The following is a 16,031-nucleotide window of genomic DNA, read 5'->3' as shown; positions in this document are numbered from 1 at the left end:
GAGAGCCTCCCCATGTTCGACCGTACCTATTACGCCACGCATCCCGACATGATGGAATGCGTCTCGAATGACAAATTGCGCGATCGCTATTTGATCCAGGACCTGTTCCGCGCGGGCGAATGCGTGCTCAACTACACGCATGCCGAGCGCTTCGTGATCGGCGGCGTCGCGGTGGCGGGCGGCGCGGTCAAGCTGCCCGACCAGACCGAGCCGGCCTCGGCGGCAGGGCATCCCTTCCTCGAGCGGCGCGAACTGGCCGTGGTCAATGTCGGCGCGGCGCAAGGCACCGTCACCGTCGACGGCGAGGTCTTCACGCTCGGCAACAAGGATTGCCTCTACGTCACGATGGGCGCGAAGGACGTGCAGTTTTCGGGCGAAGGCGCGCGCTTCTATCTAGCGTCGTGCCCGGCGCACAAGGCGTTCACGACCAAGCTGATCTCGACCAAGGACGCGACCGCGCTCGAGCGCGGTAGCCTCGCCGAATCGAACGAGCGGACGATCTTCCAGATGGTCATTCCCGGCATTTGCGACAGCGCGCAGCTGGTGATGGGCCTGACCGTGCTCAAGCCGGGTTCGGTGTGGAACACGATGCCGCCGCACATCCATGAGCGTCGCAGCGAAATCTATTTCTACTTCGAGCTCGACGATCTCGAGAAGGATCGCGTATTCCACTACATGGGCGAGGGCGAGGCCACCCGGCACATCGTGATGGCGAACGAGGAAGCCGTGATCAGCCCGCCCTGGTCGATCCACATGGGCTCGGGCACCAAGGCTTATGCCTTCATCTGGGCAATGGCGGGCGAGAACCAGGATTATACCGACATGAACGTGCTGGATATCTGCCAGCTGGCGTAGCGCAGCCTGCTCCCCTCCCGCTTGCGGGAGGGGCTGGGGGAGGGCAGTCGCAAAGGAGCGCGCCCTCTCCATTCCCTCCCCTAGCCCCTCCCGCACGCGGGAGGGGAGGAGAAGAACAATGACCAATCCCTTCGATCTCACCGGCAAGGTCGCCATCGTCACCGGCGCCAATACCGGCATCGGCCAGGCGATCGCCGTCGCGCTTGCCGCGGCGGGCGCCGACGTCGCCTGTGTCGGCCGCACCCCCGCCGAGGAGACCGTGGCGCAGATCCGCGCGCTCGGCCGCCGCGCCGAAATCGTCTCGGCCGATCTCTCGACGATCGCGCCTGTGCAAAGAGTCGTGGACGAAACCGTGGAAAAGCTCGGCGGGTTCGACATTCTCATCAACAATGCCGGTATCATTCGCCGCGCCGACGCGGTCGATTTCACCGAGGCGGATTGGGACGCGGTGATCGACACCAACCTAAAGTCGGTGTTCTTCCTGTGCCAGGCGGCCGGGCGCCACATGATCGCCAATGGCGGCGGCAAGATCGTCAACATCGCCTCGATGCTGACCTTCCAGGGCGGCATTCGCGTGCCGAGCTACACTGCGTCCAAGAGCGGGATCGGCGGCCTCACCAAGCTGCTCGCCAACGAATGGGCGGGCAAGGGGATCAACGTCAACGCGATCGCACCGGGCTATATCGCGACCAACAACACCGCGGCGCTGCAAGCCGACGAAAGCCGCAACCGCTCGATCCTCGAGCGCATTCCGGCGGGCAAATGGGGCGATGCGAGCGATCTCGGCGGCGCGGCGGTGTTTCTGTGCAGTGCGGCGGCGGCCTATGTGCAAGGGCATATCCTTGCGGTCGATGGCGGCTGGCTCGCACGCTGAGCCTGCGGCCGTCACCCCGGCCTTGTGCCGGGGCCCACCGCGCCGCAAGCGGGGGGCGCTTTGAGAAGTGGACCCCGGTACGAGGCCGGGGTGACGTAAGGGGTATCGACACATGACGTTTCTGGCTTTCGGCGAACTCATGCTGCGTCTGTCGCCGCCGGGGCGCGAGCTGTTGATGCAGACCCCCAAGCTCGACGTGTGGATCGCCGGCGCCGAGGCAAATGTCGCGAGCGCACTCGCCCGGCTCGGCCACGACGTCGCGGTCGCGAGTGCGGTGCCCGACAACGATCTCGGCCGCGCCGCGCTGACCAGCCTGCGCGGTTCGGGGGTCGACACCAAGGGCATCCTGCTGCGCGGCGAGCGGATGGGGTTGTATTTCGTCACCTCGGGCGCGGGCCTGCGCGCGACCGAAGTGATCTACGACCGCGCCTACTCGTCGTTCGCCGAAACCCCGACCGAAGCGTGGGACTGGGATGCGCTGCTCGACGGTGTCGATCGGCTGCATCTGTCGGGCATCACCCCCGCGCTCGGACCCGTCCCTGCCGCCAGCGCGATCGCCGCGGCGGAAGCGGCGGCGGCCAAAGGCATCGCGATCTCGTTCGACGGCAATTGGCGCGGCAAATTGTGGGAGCGCTGGGACAGCGACCCGCGCGGTATCCTGACGCAATTGGTCGCGCATGCCGACCTCATGTTCGGCAACCACCGCGACATCGCGCTGCTGCTCGATCGCGACTTCGGCAGCGATGGCGAGGATCGCCGGCGCGAAGCCGTCGACGCGGCGTTCGCGGCCTTCCCCAAGCTCCAGACGATCGCGTCGACCGCGCGGCACGTCGAACATGTCGATCTCCATCGCCTGTCGGCGCGGATCGATACGCGCGCGGGGCATGCGCAAACCGAGGAAGTCGTGCTCGCCGGGATCGTCGACCGGATCGGTGGCGGCGATGCGTTTGCCGCCGGCGTGCTCCACGCCTTGCGGCGCGGTGGCGACATTGGCGAGGCGGCAAAGACCGGCCTCGCGCTGGCCGCGCTGAAGCATTCGCTCCCGGGCGATGCTTCCTTGTTCCGCCAGTCCGATATCGATGCGTATCTGGCGGGCGGGCTCGATGTCCGCCGCTGAACTGACCCGCCGCGCGCTGCTCGGCAGCGGCGCGGCGACGCTGGCGCTGGGCGCGAGCGGGTTGCGCGCGGCGGGGACTGCCGCACCGCGCATTGCGTGTCAGGCTGGCCGCTTCGAGGGCGTCCGGGACGGCACTACGGTTGCGTATCGCGGCATCCGCTACGGCCGCGCCGAGCGCTTTTGCGCGCCGACGCCGTTCCGCTACGGCAGCGACGTCCACCGCGCCGATCAGTTCGGCCCGGTCGCGCCGCAGAGCGGGACCGGCTATGGCGCGCAATCCGAGGACTGCCTGTTCCTCAACATCTGGACCGGCCCGGGCGCGGCGCGCGCGAAGCCGGTGCTGCTCTACATCCATGGCGGGGCCTATTCGAACGGCAGCGTCACCGATCCGCTCAACGACGGCGCGACGCTTGCGGCGCGCGGCGATGTCGTCGTGGTCACGGTCAACCACCGGCTCAATGCGCTTGGTTACCTCTATCTCGCGCGGCTCGATCCGCGCTTTGCCGACAGCGGCAATGCCGGGCAGCTCGACCTGATCCTCGCGCTCAAATGGGTACGCGACAATATCGCGGCATTCGGCGGCGATCCGAACCGCGTGATGGTGTTCGGCCAATCGGGTGGCGGCGCGAAGATCGCAACGATGCTGGGGATGCCCGTCGCACGCGGCCTGTTCCAGCGCGCCGCGACGATGAGCGGCCAGCAAGTCACCGCCTCCGGCCCGCTCAACGCGACCGCCCGCGCGCGCGCCTATCTCGCCAAGCTTGGCGTCGACGAGCGCAACCTCGCGCCATTGCTCGCCATGCCGCCCGAACGGCTCGTCGCCGCGCTCGACGCGACCGATCCGATCCTCGGCGGCGGGGTGTATTTCGGGCCGGTGCTCGACATGAAATGGCTGGTGCGGCACCCGTTCTGGCCCGACGCCAATCCGCAGGGGCTCGGCATTCCGCTGATCCTCGGCAACGTCCGCGACGAGACGCGCGGCTTCATCGCGATCGACGGTCCCAAATTGAAGGGCCTCAGCTGGGACAATATCGCCGCACGGATGGCACCCGAATTGCGGATCGACGTGCTCCCCGAATGGGTCGTGTCCGAATATCGCGCGCATTTCCCCGATTGGTCGCCGGTCGACGTGTTCTACGGCGCGACCACGGCGGGGCGGAGCTGGCGCGGGCAAGTGATCGAGGCCGAGGCACGGGCGCGCGCCGGGGCGCCGGCCTGGGTCTATCAAGTCAATTTCGGGTCACGCACCGATCCGCGGCGCGGTGCCTTCCATACGATGGACATTCCGCTGGTGTTCGGGACGCTCGGCGCACGCGGGTCGCAGACGGGCACGGGCGCCGACGCGCGCGCTGCATCGCAGGCGCTGCAGGACAGTTTCGTCGCACTCGCCAAGACCGGCGATCCCAGCCATGCCGGCTTGCCCGCCTGGCCGCGCTACGACCTGACGCAGCGCGCGACGATGATGATCGATGCGGTGTCGCAGCGCGCCGACGATCCCCGCCGCTGGCAGCGCGAACTGTTTGCGCGCGTGCCCTATATCCAGCCGGGCAGCTGACTCAAAAACGCCGTTGACACCGGTTACCAAAGGCGACATTTAAGCGTCAGGACGAGATCGCCGCAGAGCGACCGTCGGGCAGGAGAGGTGCCATGCGCCGCACAGGCGCGCATTTTCCTCTCCTGTTCGCTGATCCGACGCTCCACCGCGGAGCCGGCCCAGCAACCGGTGTCAATCACCGCCGCGCGACGACGCATGGCGGTTAGGGGGGATGAGAAATGAGCACGCTTTCCAAGGGCCTGAAGCTGCAGCACGGTGTCTCGGTCGGCGCGATCGTCACCGCCTTGCTGCTCCCCGCCGCCGCGCTGGCGCAAGCCGCGCCGGGTTCGCCCGCGCAGCCGGTTGGCGCGCCCCCGGTCGAAAGCCAGGCTGCCGACACGGCCGCCGATGCGACCGGGCAGGACATCGTCGTCACCGGCTTCCGCCAGTCGCTCCAGGCGGCGCTCAACGTGAAGAAGAATTCGGTTGCCGCGGTCGATTCGATCGTCGCCGAAGACATCGCCAAATTCCCCGATCAGAACCTCGCCGAATCGCTCCAGCGCATCCCCGGCATCTCGATCCAGCGCGACGCGGGCGAAGGCCGCGCGATCACCGTGCGCGGCCTCGGCGCGCAATTCACCCGCGTCCGCGTCAACGGGATGGAGACAGTCGCGACCTCGACCGATGGCGCCAGCGCCAACCGTGACCGCGCGTTTGATTTCAACGTCTTCGCCTCGGAGCTGTTCAGCTCGCTCGTCGTCCACAAGACCGCCGAGGCTTCGCTCGACGAAGGCTCGCTCGGCGCTGTCGTCGATCTCAACACCGGCAACCCGCTCGGCGGCAAGAAGGCCGGATTCACCGGCGCGCTGTCGGTGCAGGGATCGTACAATACGCTGTCGAAGACGACCGGCCCACGGGTCGCTGGCCTGCTGTCGTGGCGCAACGATGCCGGCACCTTCGGCGCATCGGTTTCGGGCGCCTATTCGAAGCTCGATACGCTTGAGCTCGGCAACAACACGACGCGCTGGGCGCAGGCGCAGTTCGACTCGGTCAACGGCACGCCGTGCTATTACAATACGAGCGGTACGGGGGCGGCGCAGGTCTTCACCACGCCCGCGGCGAACAGCGGCGGCGTCTACCGTTCGAGCGCGGCGTGCGACAAGGCGTCGCTGGCGTTCCACCCGCGCATCCCGCGCTACGGGGTGATCAAGCACAACCGCGAGCGGCTCGGGCTTACTGGCAGCGTCCAGTTCGCACCGACCGAGAAGACCAAAATCTCGATCGACGGGCTCTATTCGAAGTTCAAGGAAACGCGCGAGGAGCAATGGGTCGAGGTGCTGTTGCGGAGCAACGAGCGGTCGATCGACTTGGTCAATCCGGTCTATGACGCGAACAACAATCTGATCTCGTCGACGCTCAACGACGCCTACAACCGCAACGAACATTATCTGCGCAAGTCGAGCACCGAATTCTACCAGATCGGCGGCACCTGGGATCAGGATGTCACCGATAAACTCCGCTTCACGCTGCTCGGCGGCGTGTCGAAGTCGGATGCAAGCATTCCGGTCGAGACCACCATCCTGTTCGATAACAAGGCGGCGCAGGGGTATCAGTACGACTATACCAACATGAGGAGCCCGAAGCTGACCTTCGGCGGTAATGTCGCCGATCCGACCAGCTACCAGCTCTCCGAAATCCGCGATCGCCCGTCCGATACGGTCAACAAGTTCCGCACCGCGCAGCTGCGCGGCGAATGGGACGTCGCCGAGGGTTTTCAGATCAAGGCGGGCGGCGTCTATCGCAAATTCAGCTTCGATACCGCCGGCTTCACCCGCGACACGGTGGTGTGCGGCAATGGCGGCAAGGATCTCGTACTCGGCACGCTGAACTGCTCGCCGACGAGCGCGATCGCGCCGGGGTCGGTGTACGGCTTCCCGGTGACCTCGGCATTGGCCGATATCGTAAGCCTCGGTTCGGCCGGGCAGCCGGCGGGTACGACCACGCAATTTGCCATCGCCAACATTCCTGCGGCGGCGGCCTACACCAACCTCTACAGCCGGACCCCGGTCGTCGATCCGGGCAACACGCGCAGCGTCTCGGAAGAGGTCAAGGGCGCCTATCTCGAGTTCGACACCAAGGGCGAGCTTTTCGGCCTGCGCTACGCCTTCAACGCAGGCGTTCGCTATGCAAAGACCAATCAGGTCTCGACCGGAATCATCAACAGCGCGACGCTGACGGTGAAGCGCGATTATGACGACTGGCTGCCATCGCTTAACGTGGCGCTGTATCCGACCGAGAACATCATCGTGCGCGGCGCGGTCGCCAAGGTGATGACGCGTCCCACGCTCGGCAATCTAACGCCAGGCGGCTCGGCCGATGGCAACAACTTCCGGATCACCAACGGCAACCCGTTCCTCGATCCGTTCCGCGCGACTGCCTATGATCTTGCGATCGAATGGTATTTCGCGCCGCAGTCGATCGCATCGGTCGCGGTGTTCAAGAAATCGATCGACAGTTTCCCGGTGTCGAACAGCGTCACGCAGACGCTCGCCGAGGCGGGGCTGACGCGCGACGTGCTGCTGCCGAGCTCGGCTGGCTACATTCGGAACGATCCGACCCAGCTCTACACCGTCTCGAACACGATCAACGGGACCGGGGCATCGCTCAAGGGGATCGAGCTGTCGGTGCAGGCGCCGTTCAAATTCCTGCCGGGCTTCCTCAAGAATTTCGGTGGGATCGCCAACGCGACCTTCATCGACAGCACGGCGAGCTACGGCGTGGTCGGGCCATCGACGCTGGTGTGCGCGACGCAGTTCACTTGCCGGCTCGTCGCGCCGGCCGCGGTGCAGCGGACCTCGACGCTGTTCGGGCTGTCGAAAAAGGCGTTTAACGGCACGCTCTATTATGAGGACAGCAAGTTCAGCGCGCGCGGCTCGATCAGCTATCGCGGGCCGTATGTCGACCAGAACAGCGGCACCGGCAACGTGTTCGAAGGCTATAACGCCACGACCAATATCGATGCGTCGGTGCGCTATCGCTTCACCAAATGGCTCGAGCTGTCGATCGAGGGCACCAACCTCACCGATACCTATCGCGATCGCTATACCGATCTCGATGCGAACCGGAATTACGAGAACAACCATTTCGGCCGCACGATCATTTTCGGCGCGCGCATGAAGCTCTGACCTAGAGCGCGTTTCCTCCCCTCGCGGACGGTGCCGGGTTCGGCATCGTCCGTTTTTGTTTCGGGCGCACGCCGCGGCTCGACGGTCGCGAGTTTGTCGGACCGTTTCCGGTCTGGGCACGGGCGCGGCGGCTCGGCTAGGAGAGTATGATGATTGATGTCGGACTGATCGGGTACGGGCTCGCCGGAGCCTCCTTCCATGCGCCGTTGATCGGCGCGGTGCCGGGGCTGCGACTGGCGGGCGTGGTGACCTCGCGTGCCGCGGCGGTGGCGCGTGACTGGCCGCAGGCGAAGGCGGTGGGCGATGCCGAGGCGCTGTTCGCCGATCCCGATATCGGCCTGGTGGTGATCGCCACGCCCGACCATCTCCATGCCCCGCTCGCCAAGGCGGCGCTCGAAGCGGGCAAGCCGGTCGTGATCGACAAGCCGTTCGTCACCGATCCCGCCGATGGCGCGGCGCTGATCGCGCTCGCCGAGGCGAAGGGGCTGATGCTGTCGGCATTCCACAATCGCCGCTGGGATGCCGACTTCCTGACCGCGCGTGCGTTGGTCGACGCCGGGACGCTCGGCGACATCGCGCTCGCCGAACTGCGCTGGGACCGCTTTCGCCCCGCGATCAAGCCCGGCTGGCGCGAGACCGCGGGGGCGGGGCTGCTCAACGATCTCGGCCCGCATCTGCTCGACCAGGCGCTGCAGCTGTTCGGGATGCCCGAGGCGCTGACCGCGGACCTCGCTACACAGCGTGCGGCGGCAACGACCGAGGATTATTTCGAACTCACGCTGCACTATGGCGCGCGTCGGGTGATCGTCTCGGCGGCAACCTTGCTCGCGGCGCCGCGGCCGCGCTTCGCGCTGCATGGGACGGGCGGGAGCTTCGTCAAACATGGCATCGACCCGCAGGAAGCCGTGCTGCGCGCGGGGCTGCCGCCGACGACGCCCGGCTTTGGCGAAGATGCGCCCGCCGCCTATGGGATGCTGACCGATGCCGAGGGCGTCGCGCGCGCGGTGCCGAGCGAACGGGGCGACTGGCGGGGTTATTACGAAGGGGTCGTGGCGGCGATCACCATGGGCGCGGCGGCGCCGGTCCCGGCGGAGGAAGCGCTGACCGTCATGCGCTTGATCGCGCTTGCGCGCGAAAGTGCAATGGGCGGACGGAGGCTTGCTATTTAAGCCTGCTTGGTGAGCGTGTCGACGGTGGATTGGGTTCGCGCAGAGGCGCAGAGGACGCAAGGAGGGAGGGTTGCCGGCGGCAGCCCGCCCCACTTTCGTACCGCACGTGCTGGCAGTCGCTTTCTCGCTTCGCGCGCTACCCCGCTGCGTCCTCTGCGTCCTCTGCGCGAACCCAGCCCGCTCGATCGAACGCGCTATGCCCCTGTCAGCGCGCCAAAGCCCCATGTTCGATATGCGGCAGGACATGCCGCGCGAACAGATCCGCCTCGGCCGCATGCGGGTAGCCCGAGAGGATGAACGCGTCGATCCCCATCTCGCGATAGGCGTTGAGCTTGGCGAGCACTTGGTCGGGATCGCCGACGATCGCAGCCCCACAACCCGAGCGCGCACGCCCGACGCCGGTCCACAGATTGGCCTCGGCATAGCCGTCGTCCGACGCGCCTTCGCGCAAAGCGGCCTGCGCCGCGACGCCAGCCGAGGTCGAATCGAGCGACTTCGCCCGGATCGCCGCGCCTTCGGCGGCGTCGAGCTTCGACAGCAAGCGGTCCGCCGCGGTGCGCGCCTCGGCTTCGCTATCGCGCACGATGACATGCGCGCGGTAACCGAACTTCAGCGTGCGGCCGTGCGCGGCGGCGCGCGCGGTCATGTCGGCGATGATGCCGGCGACGACTTCCTGCTTGTCGGGCCACATCAGGAACACGTCGCAGCCCTTGGCCGCTGCTTCGCGCGCGTCGGGCGACAGTCCGCCGAAATATAGCAGCGGTGCCTTGCCCGAAACGGTGCCGATGCGTGGCGGATCGATCTTCAATTTCCAGAACTCGCCGTCATGGTCGAGCGGGTCGCCGTTGAGCAGCGTCTTGAGGATCTGCATCGCCTCGACTGTCCGCGCATAACGCGGCGCCGAGCCGAGCGTTTCGCCGGGCATGTCCGACGAGATGATGTTGACGGTGAGCCGCCCGCCGAGCAGCCGGTCGATCGTCGCGATCTGGCGCGCGAGCTGCGGCGGCCAGGTCTCGCCGATCCGCACCGCCATCAGCAGCGCCATGCGCGTGAGCATCGGTGCGATCGCGGCGGCGAAGGCGGTCGTGTCGATGCCGAGCTGATAGCCCGAGGGCAGCAGGATATTGTCGAACCCGCCGCTTTCGGCCTGCAGCACGATGTCGCGGCAATGTTCCCAGCTCGATTTGAGCTTGGCGTCGGGGACGCCGAGGAACTCGTAATCGTCATCGCACAGCGCAGAGAACCAGCTGATCTCGCAAGGGAGCAGCGCGCTCATGGCAGCTTCTCCCCGCGCGCGGCGACGAGCACATCGTACCACGTCTGGCGCGTGAACTTGACCTTGTAGACGTCGGCGATCTCGCCGATCCGCGCGACATTCTGCGTGCCGACGATCGGGATCACGCGCGCCGGATGCGCCATGATCCACGCGTAGGTGGCTGCCGCGCGCGACACGCCCGCCGCGTTGGCGACGACATCGAGCGCCGCTGCGACATTCTTGGACCGATCGTCCTCGGGTGCGCCAAGCCGCCCGCCGCCGAGCGGCGACCAGGCGAGCACGGCCATGTCGCGCTCCATCGCGAGATCGAGCAGGCCGTTGGTGATCGGCTCGAGCTCGAGCGGCGAGAATTCGGGCTGGACGGTCGCGAGCGGGATCGTCAGCAGCGCGGCGAGCGCCTGCGTCTGTGCGATCGTGTAGTTCGACACGCCGACCGCGCGGACCTTGCCGCTGGAAACCATTTCCTCGAGCGTGCGCGCCACTTCCTGCGGATGCGCGAGAATGTCGGGGCGGTGGATCTGGTACAGATCGACCTGCTCGACCTGCAGCCGCTTGAGCGAGGTCTCGAGCGCGCGCACCAGATAGGTGCGGCTCGAATCATATGGCACGGGTGGGGTAATCCCGCCCTTGGTCGCGAGCACCATCCGGTCGCGCATACCCGGCGTCGCGCTGAAGATCTGCCCGAGCAGCGACTCCGCATCGCCGAACCCGCCGCTGCCGTTGAAGCCGTAGATGTCGGCGGTGTCGAACAGCGTGACGCCAGCGGCGAACGCCGCCTCGATCAGCGCGCTGCCCTCGGCCGGAGTGACGCCGGCGAAACGCCACATCCCCCAGGCAATCGGCGAGACCATGATTCCGCTCTTGCCGAGCGGACGCATTTCGGGTGTAAGTGTGATTTCAGACATCGTTGTCATATGAGGCGAATCCCGTGGTAGAGCAAGTGCGATATGGCCTGGTCGGCACTGGAATGATGGGCGTCGAGCACATCACCAACCTTGCCATCACGCCGGGTGCGGTGGTGACCGCGCTTGCCGATCCCGCGGCAGGGTCGCTCGGCTGGGCGAAGGACGCGCTCGGCGACAAGGCCGCGCAGGCGGCCGCGTTCGATTCGGTCGAGGCGCTCGCCAGCAGCGGACTGTGCGATGCGGTGATCGTCGCTAGCCCCAATTTCACGCACCGTTCGGTGCTCGAGCCGCTGTTCGATGCGGGGCTTCACATCCTGTGCGAGAAGCCGCTGGCGACGACGCTCGACGATTGCCGCTGGATCGTCGATCGCGCCGCGCAGACCGACACGGTCTTCTGGACCGCGATGGAATATCGCTACATGCCGCCCGCGGCCGAGTTCATCGCCGACATCCATGGCGGCAAGATCGGGCGGCTGCAGATGCTGTCGATCCGCGAGCATCGCTTTCCGTTCCTGGTGAAGGTCGCCGACTGGAACCGCTTCAACCGCAACACCGGCGGGACGATGGTCGAGAAATGCTGCCACTTCTTCGACTTGATGCGGCTGATCACGCAGAGCGAGGCCGTGCGCGTCTATTGCTCGGGCGCGATGGACGTGAACCATCTAGACGAAACCTATGACGGCGAGCGGCCCGACATCATCGACAACAGCTATACGACGGTCGATTTCGCCAACGGCGTGCGCGCGATGCTCGACCTGTCGATGTTCGCCGATGGCGCGGAGAATCAGGAAGAGATCACCGCGGTCGGCAGCGATGCGCGGCTCGACGTGCTGATCCCCGAGGGCGCGCTGGTCCATTCCCCGCGCGTCGGCTTCCGCAATCCCAAGCAGGCGACGCGCCGAGTCGTCCATACCGACGAGACCGCGCTCAACGCGGGCAGCCATCACGGATCGACCTTCTACGAGCATCAGCGCTTCAACGCCGCGGTCCGCGGGGCGGGACCAGTCGACGTCACCGCGCATGATGGTATGATGGCGGTCGCGATCGGCACCGCCGCCGAGATCAGCGCGCGCGAACATCGCGTCGTCGAAATGGCCGAGCTCGGAGTCTGAGCGCGAAGCGGAACTTTACTGCTGGCAAGCCTGATCACGCTGTCAGAACGATCAAGACGATAATACCCATCGCCAAGATGGGATTTTACCGAAGGGGATGATGATGAAAGCTCTTTACCTGACTGGCGCTGCCACGCTCGCGTTGCTCGCCGCCACGCCGACCTATGCGCAGACTGCGCCCGAACCCGCCCCGCAAGCCGAACCGGCTGCCCCCGAAGACGCCGCGCCCGGTGACATCATCGTCACCGCGCAGAAGCGCTCCGAGCGTCTGCAGGACGTGCCGGTCGCGGTGACGGTCGTATCGGGCGACGCGCTCGCCACGCAGGGCAAGACCAGCCTCGAGGGCGCGCAATATCTCGTGCCGTCGCTCAACTTCCTCAAATCGGGGACGACGCTCAACCAGTCGCTGTTCCTGCGCGGCGTCGGCACCTCGACCTTCTCGATCGCGGGCGAGCCGTCGATCTCGACCGTCGTCGACGGCGTCGTGTTCGCGCGCGCGGGTGAAGCGTTCGGCGATCTGGTCGACATCGATCAGCTCGAAGTGCTGCGCGGGCCGCAGGGCACGCTGTTCGGCAAGAACGCGTCGGCGGGCGTGATCAACATCATCTCGAAAAAGCCGACGAGCACGCTCGGCGGCTATGCCGAGGCGGGCTTCTTCACCGACAGCGAATATCGCGGCCGCGCGGTGCTCAACGTGCCGCTCGGTGACAGCGTGCGCTCGCGGTTGACGGGCTTCTACACCAATTACGACGGCAACATCCGCAACACCGCCAACGGCAAGCTGGTCAACGGCTTCGAACATTATGGCGGCCGGCTGCAGCTCGATGCCGATGCCGGGCCGAACGTGAAGCTCGCTTTCATTGCCGATTATCATCACAACAATGACGATTGCTGCGGCGAAGTGATCGCCACCGGGCCGATCAACGGCACCACCGGCCTTGTCACCACTAACGCCTCGACCGCGGTGCTGCCGACGCCACGCGGCGCCGACACGCGCGAGCTCGCGCAAAACCTCGTCACGCGCACGACCGAGACCGGCTACGGCTTCTCGCTCCAGGCCGATATCGAGGCGGGGACGCAGACCGTCACCTCGATCACCGCCTATCGCAACTACAAGAATACCGAGATCCGCGACGGCGATTTCCTGCCCGCCGCCTATATCGGCTTCAACCAGCTGCACGATTTCGGTCCGCAGACGGGCAACACCTTCAGCCAGGAATTGCGGCTGACCTCGCCCGGGCACCAGTTCCTGACCTATGTCCTCGGTGCCTATTATTCGCGCGCCGAAAGCGAGCGGATCTTCACGCGCAACGATCAGGTCTGCAATTCGCTGGCCACGCCCGCGCCGACCGTGCTGACGCCGTGCTCGAGCCCGCTCGCCGCACCCTCGACCTTCCCGACGGGTACGGCCGATTTCGGATCGGTGTTCAAGAATTTCGCGCTGTTCGGGCAGGGGACGATCAACATCGCGTCGCGCTTCCGCGTGATCGGTGGGTTGCGCTATACGGTCGACCAGCTCGATGTGTTCCACATCCGCCGCACGGCGCTCAACGGCCCCGGCATCAACACCAATTTCGACGCGGGCGTGTACAATAACGGTCTTGGCGGCGGTGTCTCGAACGGCGTGCCGTTCCGCGGCAAGGCGACCAACGAGAATCTGTCGGGCAAGGCCGGCGTCCAGTTCGACATTTCGCGCGGTTCGACCGCGTATGCGACCTACGCCCGCGGCTATAAGGGGCCGGCGTTCAACGTCTTCTTCAACCTGACGGCAACGGGCACCAACGTGATCGCGCCCGAGACGTCGGATTCGTACGAGATCGGGCTCAAGAACACCTTCTTCGGGGGCAAGCTGACGCTCAATCTGGCGGCCTATTACGCAAAATATCACAATTTCCAGGCGAACAATCCCGATCTCGTCGCGGGTGTGGTCGTCACGCGCTTCACCAATGCGGGTGACGTCTCGACGCGCGGCGTCGAGCTCGACACGACCCTCCGCCCGGTCCGCGATCTCAGCCTGACCGGCGGGCTTGCCTATACCGACGCGCATGTCGACAATTTCCGCGTGCCGGCACCAGGCGCCGCCGCGGTACCCAACGGAACGCCGCTTGGCTTCGCACCGAAGTGGAAGGGCAATCTCAGCGCCGACTATCGCGTGCGCACCAGCGGGTTCGCCGATATTCTGCTGGGCGCGCAGGGATCGTACCAGAGCAGCGAGCTTGGGCTGTTCTCGGCCGATGCGGTCCAGCGGCGGCTCGGCACGATCGGGGCGTACGGCCTGGTCAATCTGTCGGCCGGGCTCGTCAGCAAGGACGAGCATTACAAGCTGACCTTCCAGGTGCGGAACCTGTTCGACCAGAGTTTCGCCGCGTCGATCATCAATGGCGGGCCGGGCGGTGCGTATCGCTACCAGATCCCGCGCGACGCCGATCGCTACTATGGTGTGACCGGGCGCGTTACGTTCTGATCTGTCAAATCCTCCCTCGCGTAGCGGGGGAGGTGGCAGCCGAAGGCTGACGGGGGGGGCTTTCCGCAAGCGATGCGCATGCGGTGGCGCTCCCTCCACCATTCGCTAAATGCGCATCATCCTCCTCCCCCGCTTCGCGAGGGAGGATTTAGTGCGCGGCCACGAAGCCGTCGCCGCGCTCGCTCTCGTCGACCGGCACGATCACCGGGATCAGCAGGTGGATCGCCAGCAGCGCCACCAGATACGATCCCGCACAGATCGCCAGCGCCGGCGCGTAGCCCCAGCCATGCGCGAGCGCATAGGCCTGGAACTGGATCATCCCGATCGAGCAGAGATTGCCGCAGAACGCCGCGATCCCGATCCGCGAGCCGACCGAGCGCGCGGGGGTGATGTCGGTCGTCACGCCGAACACGTTGGTCGAGAAGCCTTGGTGCGCGAACAGCACGAGGCCGAGCAGCAGCGCTGCGCTCCACGGGCTCGACACCGACTGGACGAACACCACCGGCAACACGAGCAAGGCATAGCCCAGCATCGCGGTCTTGCGCGCACGGTTGACGCTCCAGCCCATCGCCATCAGCCGCGACGGTACGAAGCCGCCGGTCAACGCACCGCACGCCGCGAGCACATAGACGAGCGCCACCGGCAGCCCGAGCGTACCCTGCGGCAACCCGAACAGCCGGTGGAACAGATCGGGCAGCCACAGCAGCATGAAGAACCACACTTGGTCCGACAGCACCTTGGCGATCGCGATCGCGGCGGTCTCGCGGCTGCGCAACACGCTGAGCCACGGCACGCGCGCTGGCGCGACCGCGTCGAGCGCGACGGGCTTGATGCGGACCCCGAACCACACGACCACCCACACGACGCCGAGCCCGCCCGCGAGCAGGAACGCCGCCTGCCACCCGAACGCCACCGCCAGCGCGGGGATGAACAGCGGCGTTATGATCGCGCCGATATTGGGTGCGGTGTTGCCGATGCCGAGCGCGATCTGGCGGTCCTTGTGGTTGAAATAGGTCGCCGCCGATTTGACCGCAGCCGGCGTGCCGACCGATTCGGCGATGCCGAGCACGATGCGCGCGGCGAAGAAGGCGGGGACCGAGGTCGCAAAGGCATGCGCCATGCCCGCGAGGCTCCAGATCAGCACGCCGAGCGCGAAGCCGAGCCGCAGGCCGACGCGGTCGAGGAACCAGCCGGTGCCGAGAAACGCGAACGCCGTCGCGATCTGGAAGGCGGTGCCCATATTCGCATAGTCCTGATCGGACCATTTGAACTGCGCCTCGAGCGTTGGCTTGAGCAACGCGAGGATCTGCCGATCGACATAATTGAGCATCACCGCGACGAACACCATCGCGACGATGATCCAGCGCGCTGCGCCGCCCCTGATTGCCATTCCGATCCACTCCCATCTTTTTCTTGAGACAGCGTTGTCAGATAATCGCGCTTCGGGCTAGACCTTCTTCGCTCGGGCTTGTCCCGGGGATCGCCGCATCGCAAGACCCAAGACAGCGCTGTGGTGTACGGGAGACTGCGGGACAAGCCC

At 66.2% G+C, this 16,031-nt stretch carries 11 protein-coding genes; 8 read left to right on the top strand and 3 right to left on the bottom strand.

What is annotated here, in order from left to right:
• Window positions 1-12 precede the first annotated feature (12 nt).
• The 6 genes from kduI to ABIB28_RS06850 all read left to right on the top strand — a co-directional run bounded on the left by kduI (window position 13) and on the right by ABIB28_RS06850 (window position 8,734).
• Window positions 13-855: a 5-dehydro-4-deoxy-D-glucuronate isomerase gene (gene kduI / locus ABIB28_RS06875; RefSeq protein WP_354287353.1), complete on the top strand. Its 843-nt coding sequence runs from the start codon at window positions 13-15 to the stop codon at window positions 853-855.
• Window positions 856-973: 118 nt separating this feature from the next.
• The gene (gene kduD, locus ABIB28_RS06870; protein WP_354287351.1) at window positions 974-1,729 is read left to right on the top strand and encodes a 2-dehydro-3-deoxy-D-gluconate 5-dehydrogenase KduD; all 756 of its coding nucleotides are present in this window, start codon (window positions 974-976) and stop codon (window positions 1,727-1,729) included.
• A gap of 112 nt (window positions 1,730-1,841) precedes the next feature.
• Entirely contained in the window at window positions 1,842-2,846 is a 1,005-nt protein-coding gene (locus ABIB28_RS06865) for a sugar kinase (RefSeq protein WP_189676369.1), read from the top strand.
• Complete coding sequence (locus ABIB28_RS06860; RefSeq protein WP_354287349.1) at window positions 2,833-4,401, top strand: carboxylesterase/lipase family protein; 1,569 nt, start codon at window positions 2,833-2,835, stop codon at window positions 4,399-4,401. The genes ABIB28_RS06865 and ABIB28_RS06860 overlap by 14 nt, the downstream gene beginning before the upstream one ends.
• Window positions 4,402-4,619: 218 nt before the next feature.
• Entirely contained in the window at window positions 4,620-7,565 is a 2,946-nt protein-coding gene (locus ABIB28_RS06855; RefSeq protein ID WP_354287347.1) for a TonB-dependent receptor, read from the top strand.
• A gap of 149 nt (window positions 7,566-7,714) precedes the next feature.
• The gene (locus tag ABIB28_RS06850) at window positions 7,715-8,734 is read left to right on the top strand and encodes an oxidoreductase (RefSeq protein WP_354287345.1); all 1,020 of its coding nucleotides are present in this window, start codon (window positions 7,715-7,717) and stop codon (window positions 8,732-8,734) included.
• 205 nt (window positions 8,735-8,939) lie between these two features.
• Here ABIB28_RS06850 and ABIB28_RS06845 read toward each other — a convergent pair whose 3' ends face one another.
• Entirely contained in the window at window positions 8,940-10,010 is a 1,071-nt protein-coding gene (locus ABIB28_RS06845) for an LLM class flavin-dependent oxidoreductase (protein ID WP_354287343.1), read from the bottom strand.
• Window positions 10,007-10,915: an aldo/keto reductase gene (locus ABIB28_RS06840; protein ID WP_354287341.1), complete on the bottom strand. Its 909-nt coding sequence runs from the start codon at window positions 10,913-10,915 to the stop codon at window positions 10,007-10,009. Before ABIB28_RS06840 ends, ABIB28_RS06845 begins: the two co-directional genes overlap by 4 nt.
• 35 nt (window positions 10,916-10,950) lie before the next feature.
• Here ABIB28_RS06840 and ABIB28_RS06835 point away from each other — a divergent pair, with 35 nt between their 5' ends.
• Both ABIB28_RS06835 and ABIB28_RS06830 read left to right on the top strand, forming a co-directional pair.
• Window positions 10,951-12,027, top strand: a complete 1,077-nt coding sequence (locus ABIB28_RS06835) for a Gfo/Idh/MocA family protein (protein ID WP_354287860.1) — start codon at window positions 10,951-10,953, stop codon at window positions 12,025-12,027.
• Between the two features lie 103 nt (window positions 12,028-12,130).
• Complete coding sequence (locus ABIB28_RS06830) at window positions 12,131-14,491, top strand: TonB-dependent receptor (protein WP_354287339.1); 2,361 nt, start codon at window positions 12,131-12,133, stop codon at window positions 14,489-14,491.
• Between the two features lie 148 nt (window positions 14,492-14,639).
• On the opposite strand, the gene ABIB28_RS06825 is transcribed toward ABIB28_RS06830, so the two are convergent.
• On the bottom strand, window positions 14,640-15,881 hold the full coding sequence (locus ABIB28_RS06825; RefSeq protein ID WP_354287337.1) for an MFS transporter: 1,242 nt from the start codon (window positions 15,879-15,881) through the stop codon (window positions 14,640-14,642).
• Window positions 15,882-16,031 lie beyond the last annotated feature (150 nt).

Source organism: Sphingomonas sp. UYEF23 (assembly GCF_040546165.1).
Classification (GTDB): domain Bacteria; phylum Pseudomonadota; class Alphaproteobacteria; order Sphingomonadales; family Sphingomonadaceae; genus Sphingomonas; species Sphingomonas glacialis.
Note: the sequence above shows the minus strand (reverse complement) of the source record. Positions and strands in the feature narration are given on the sequence as shown.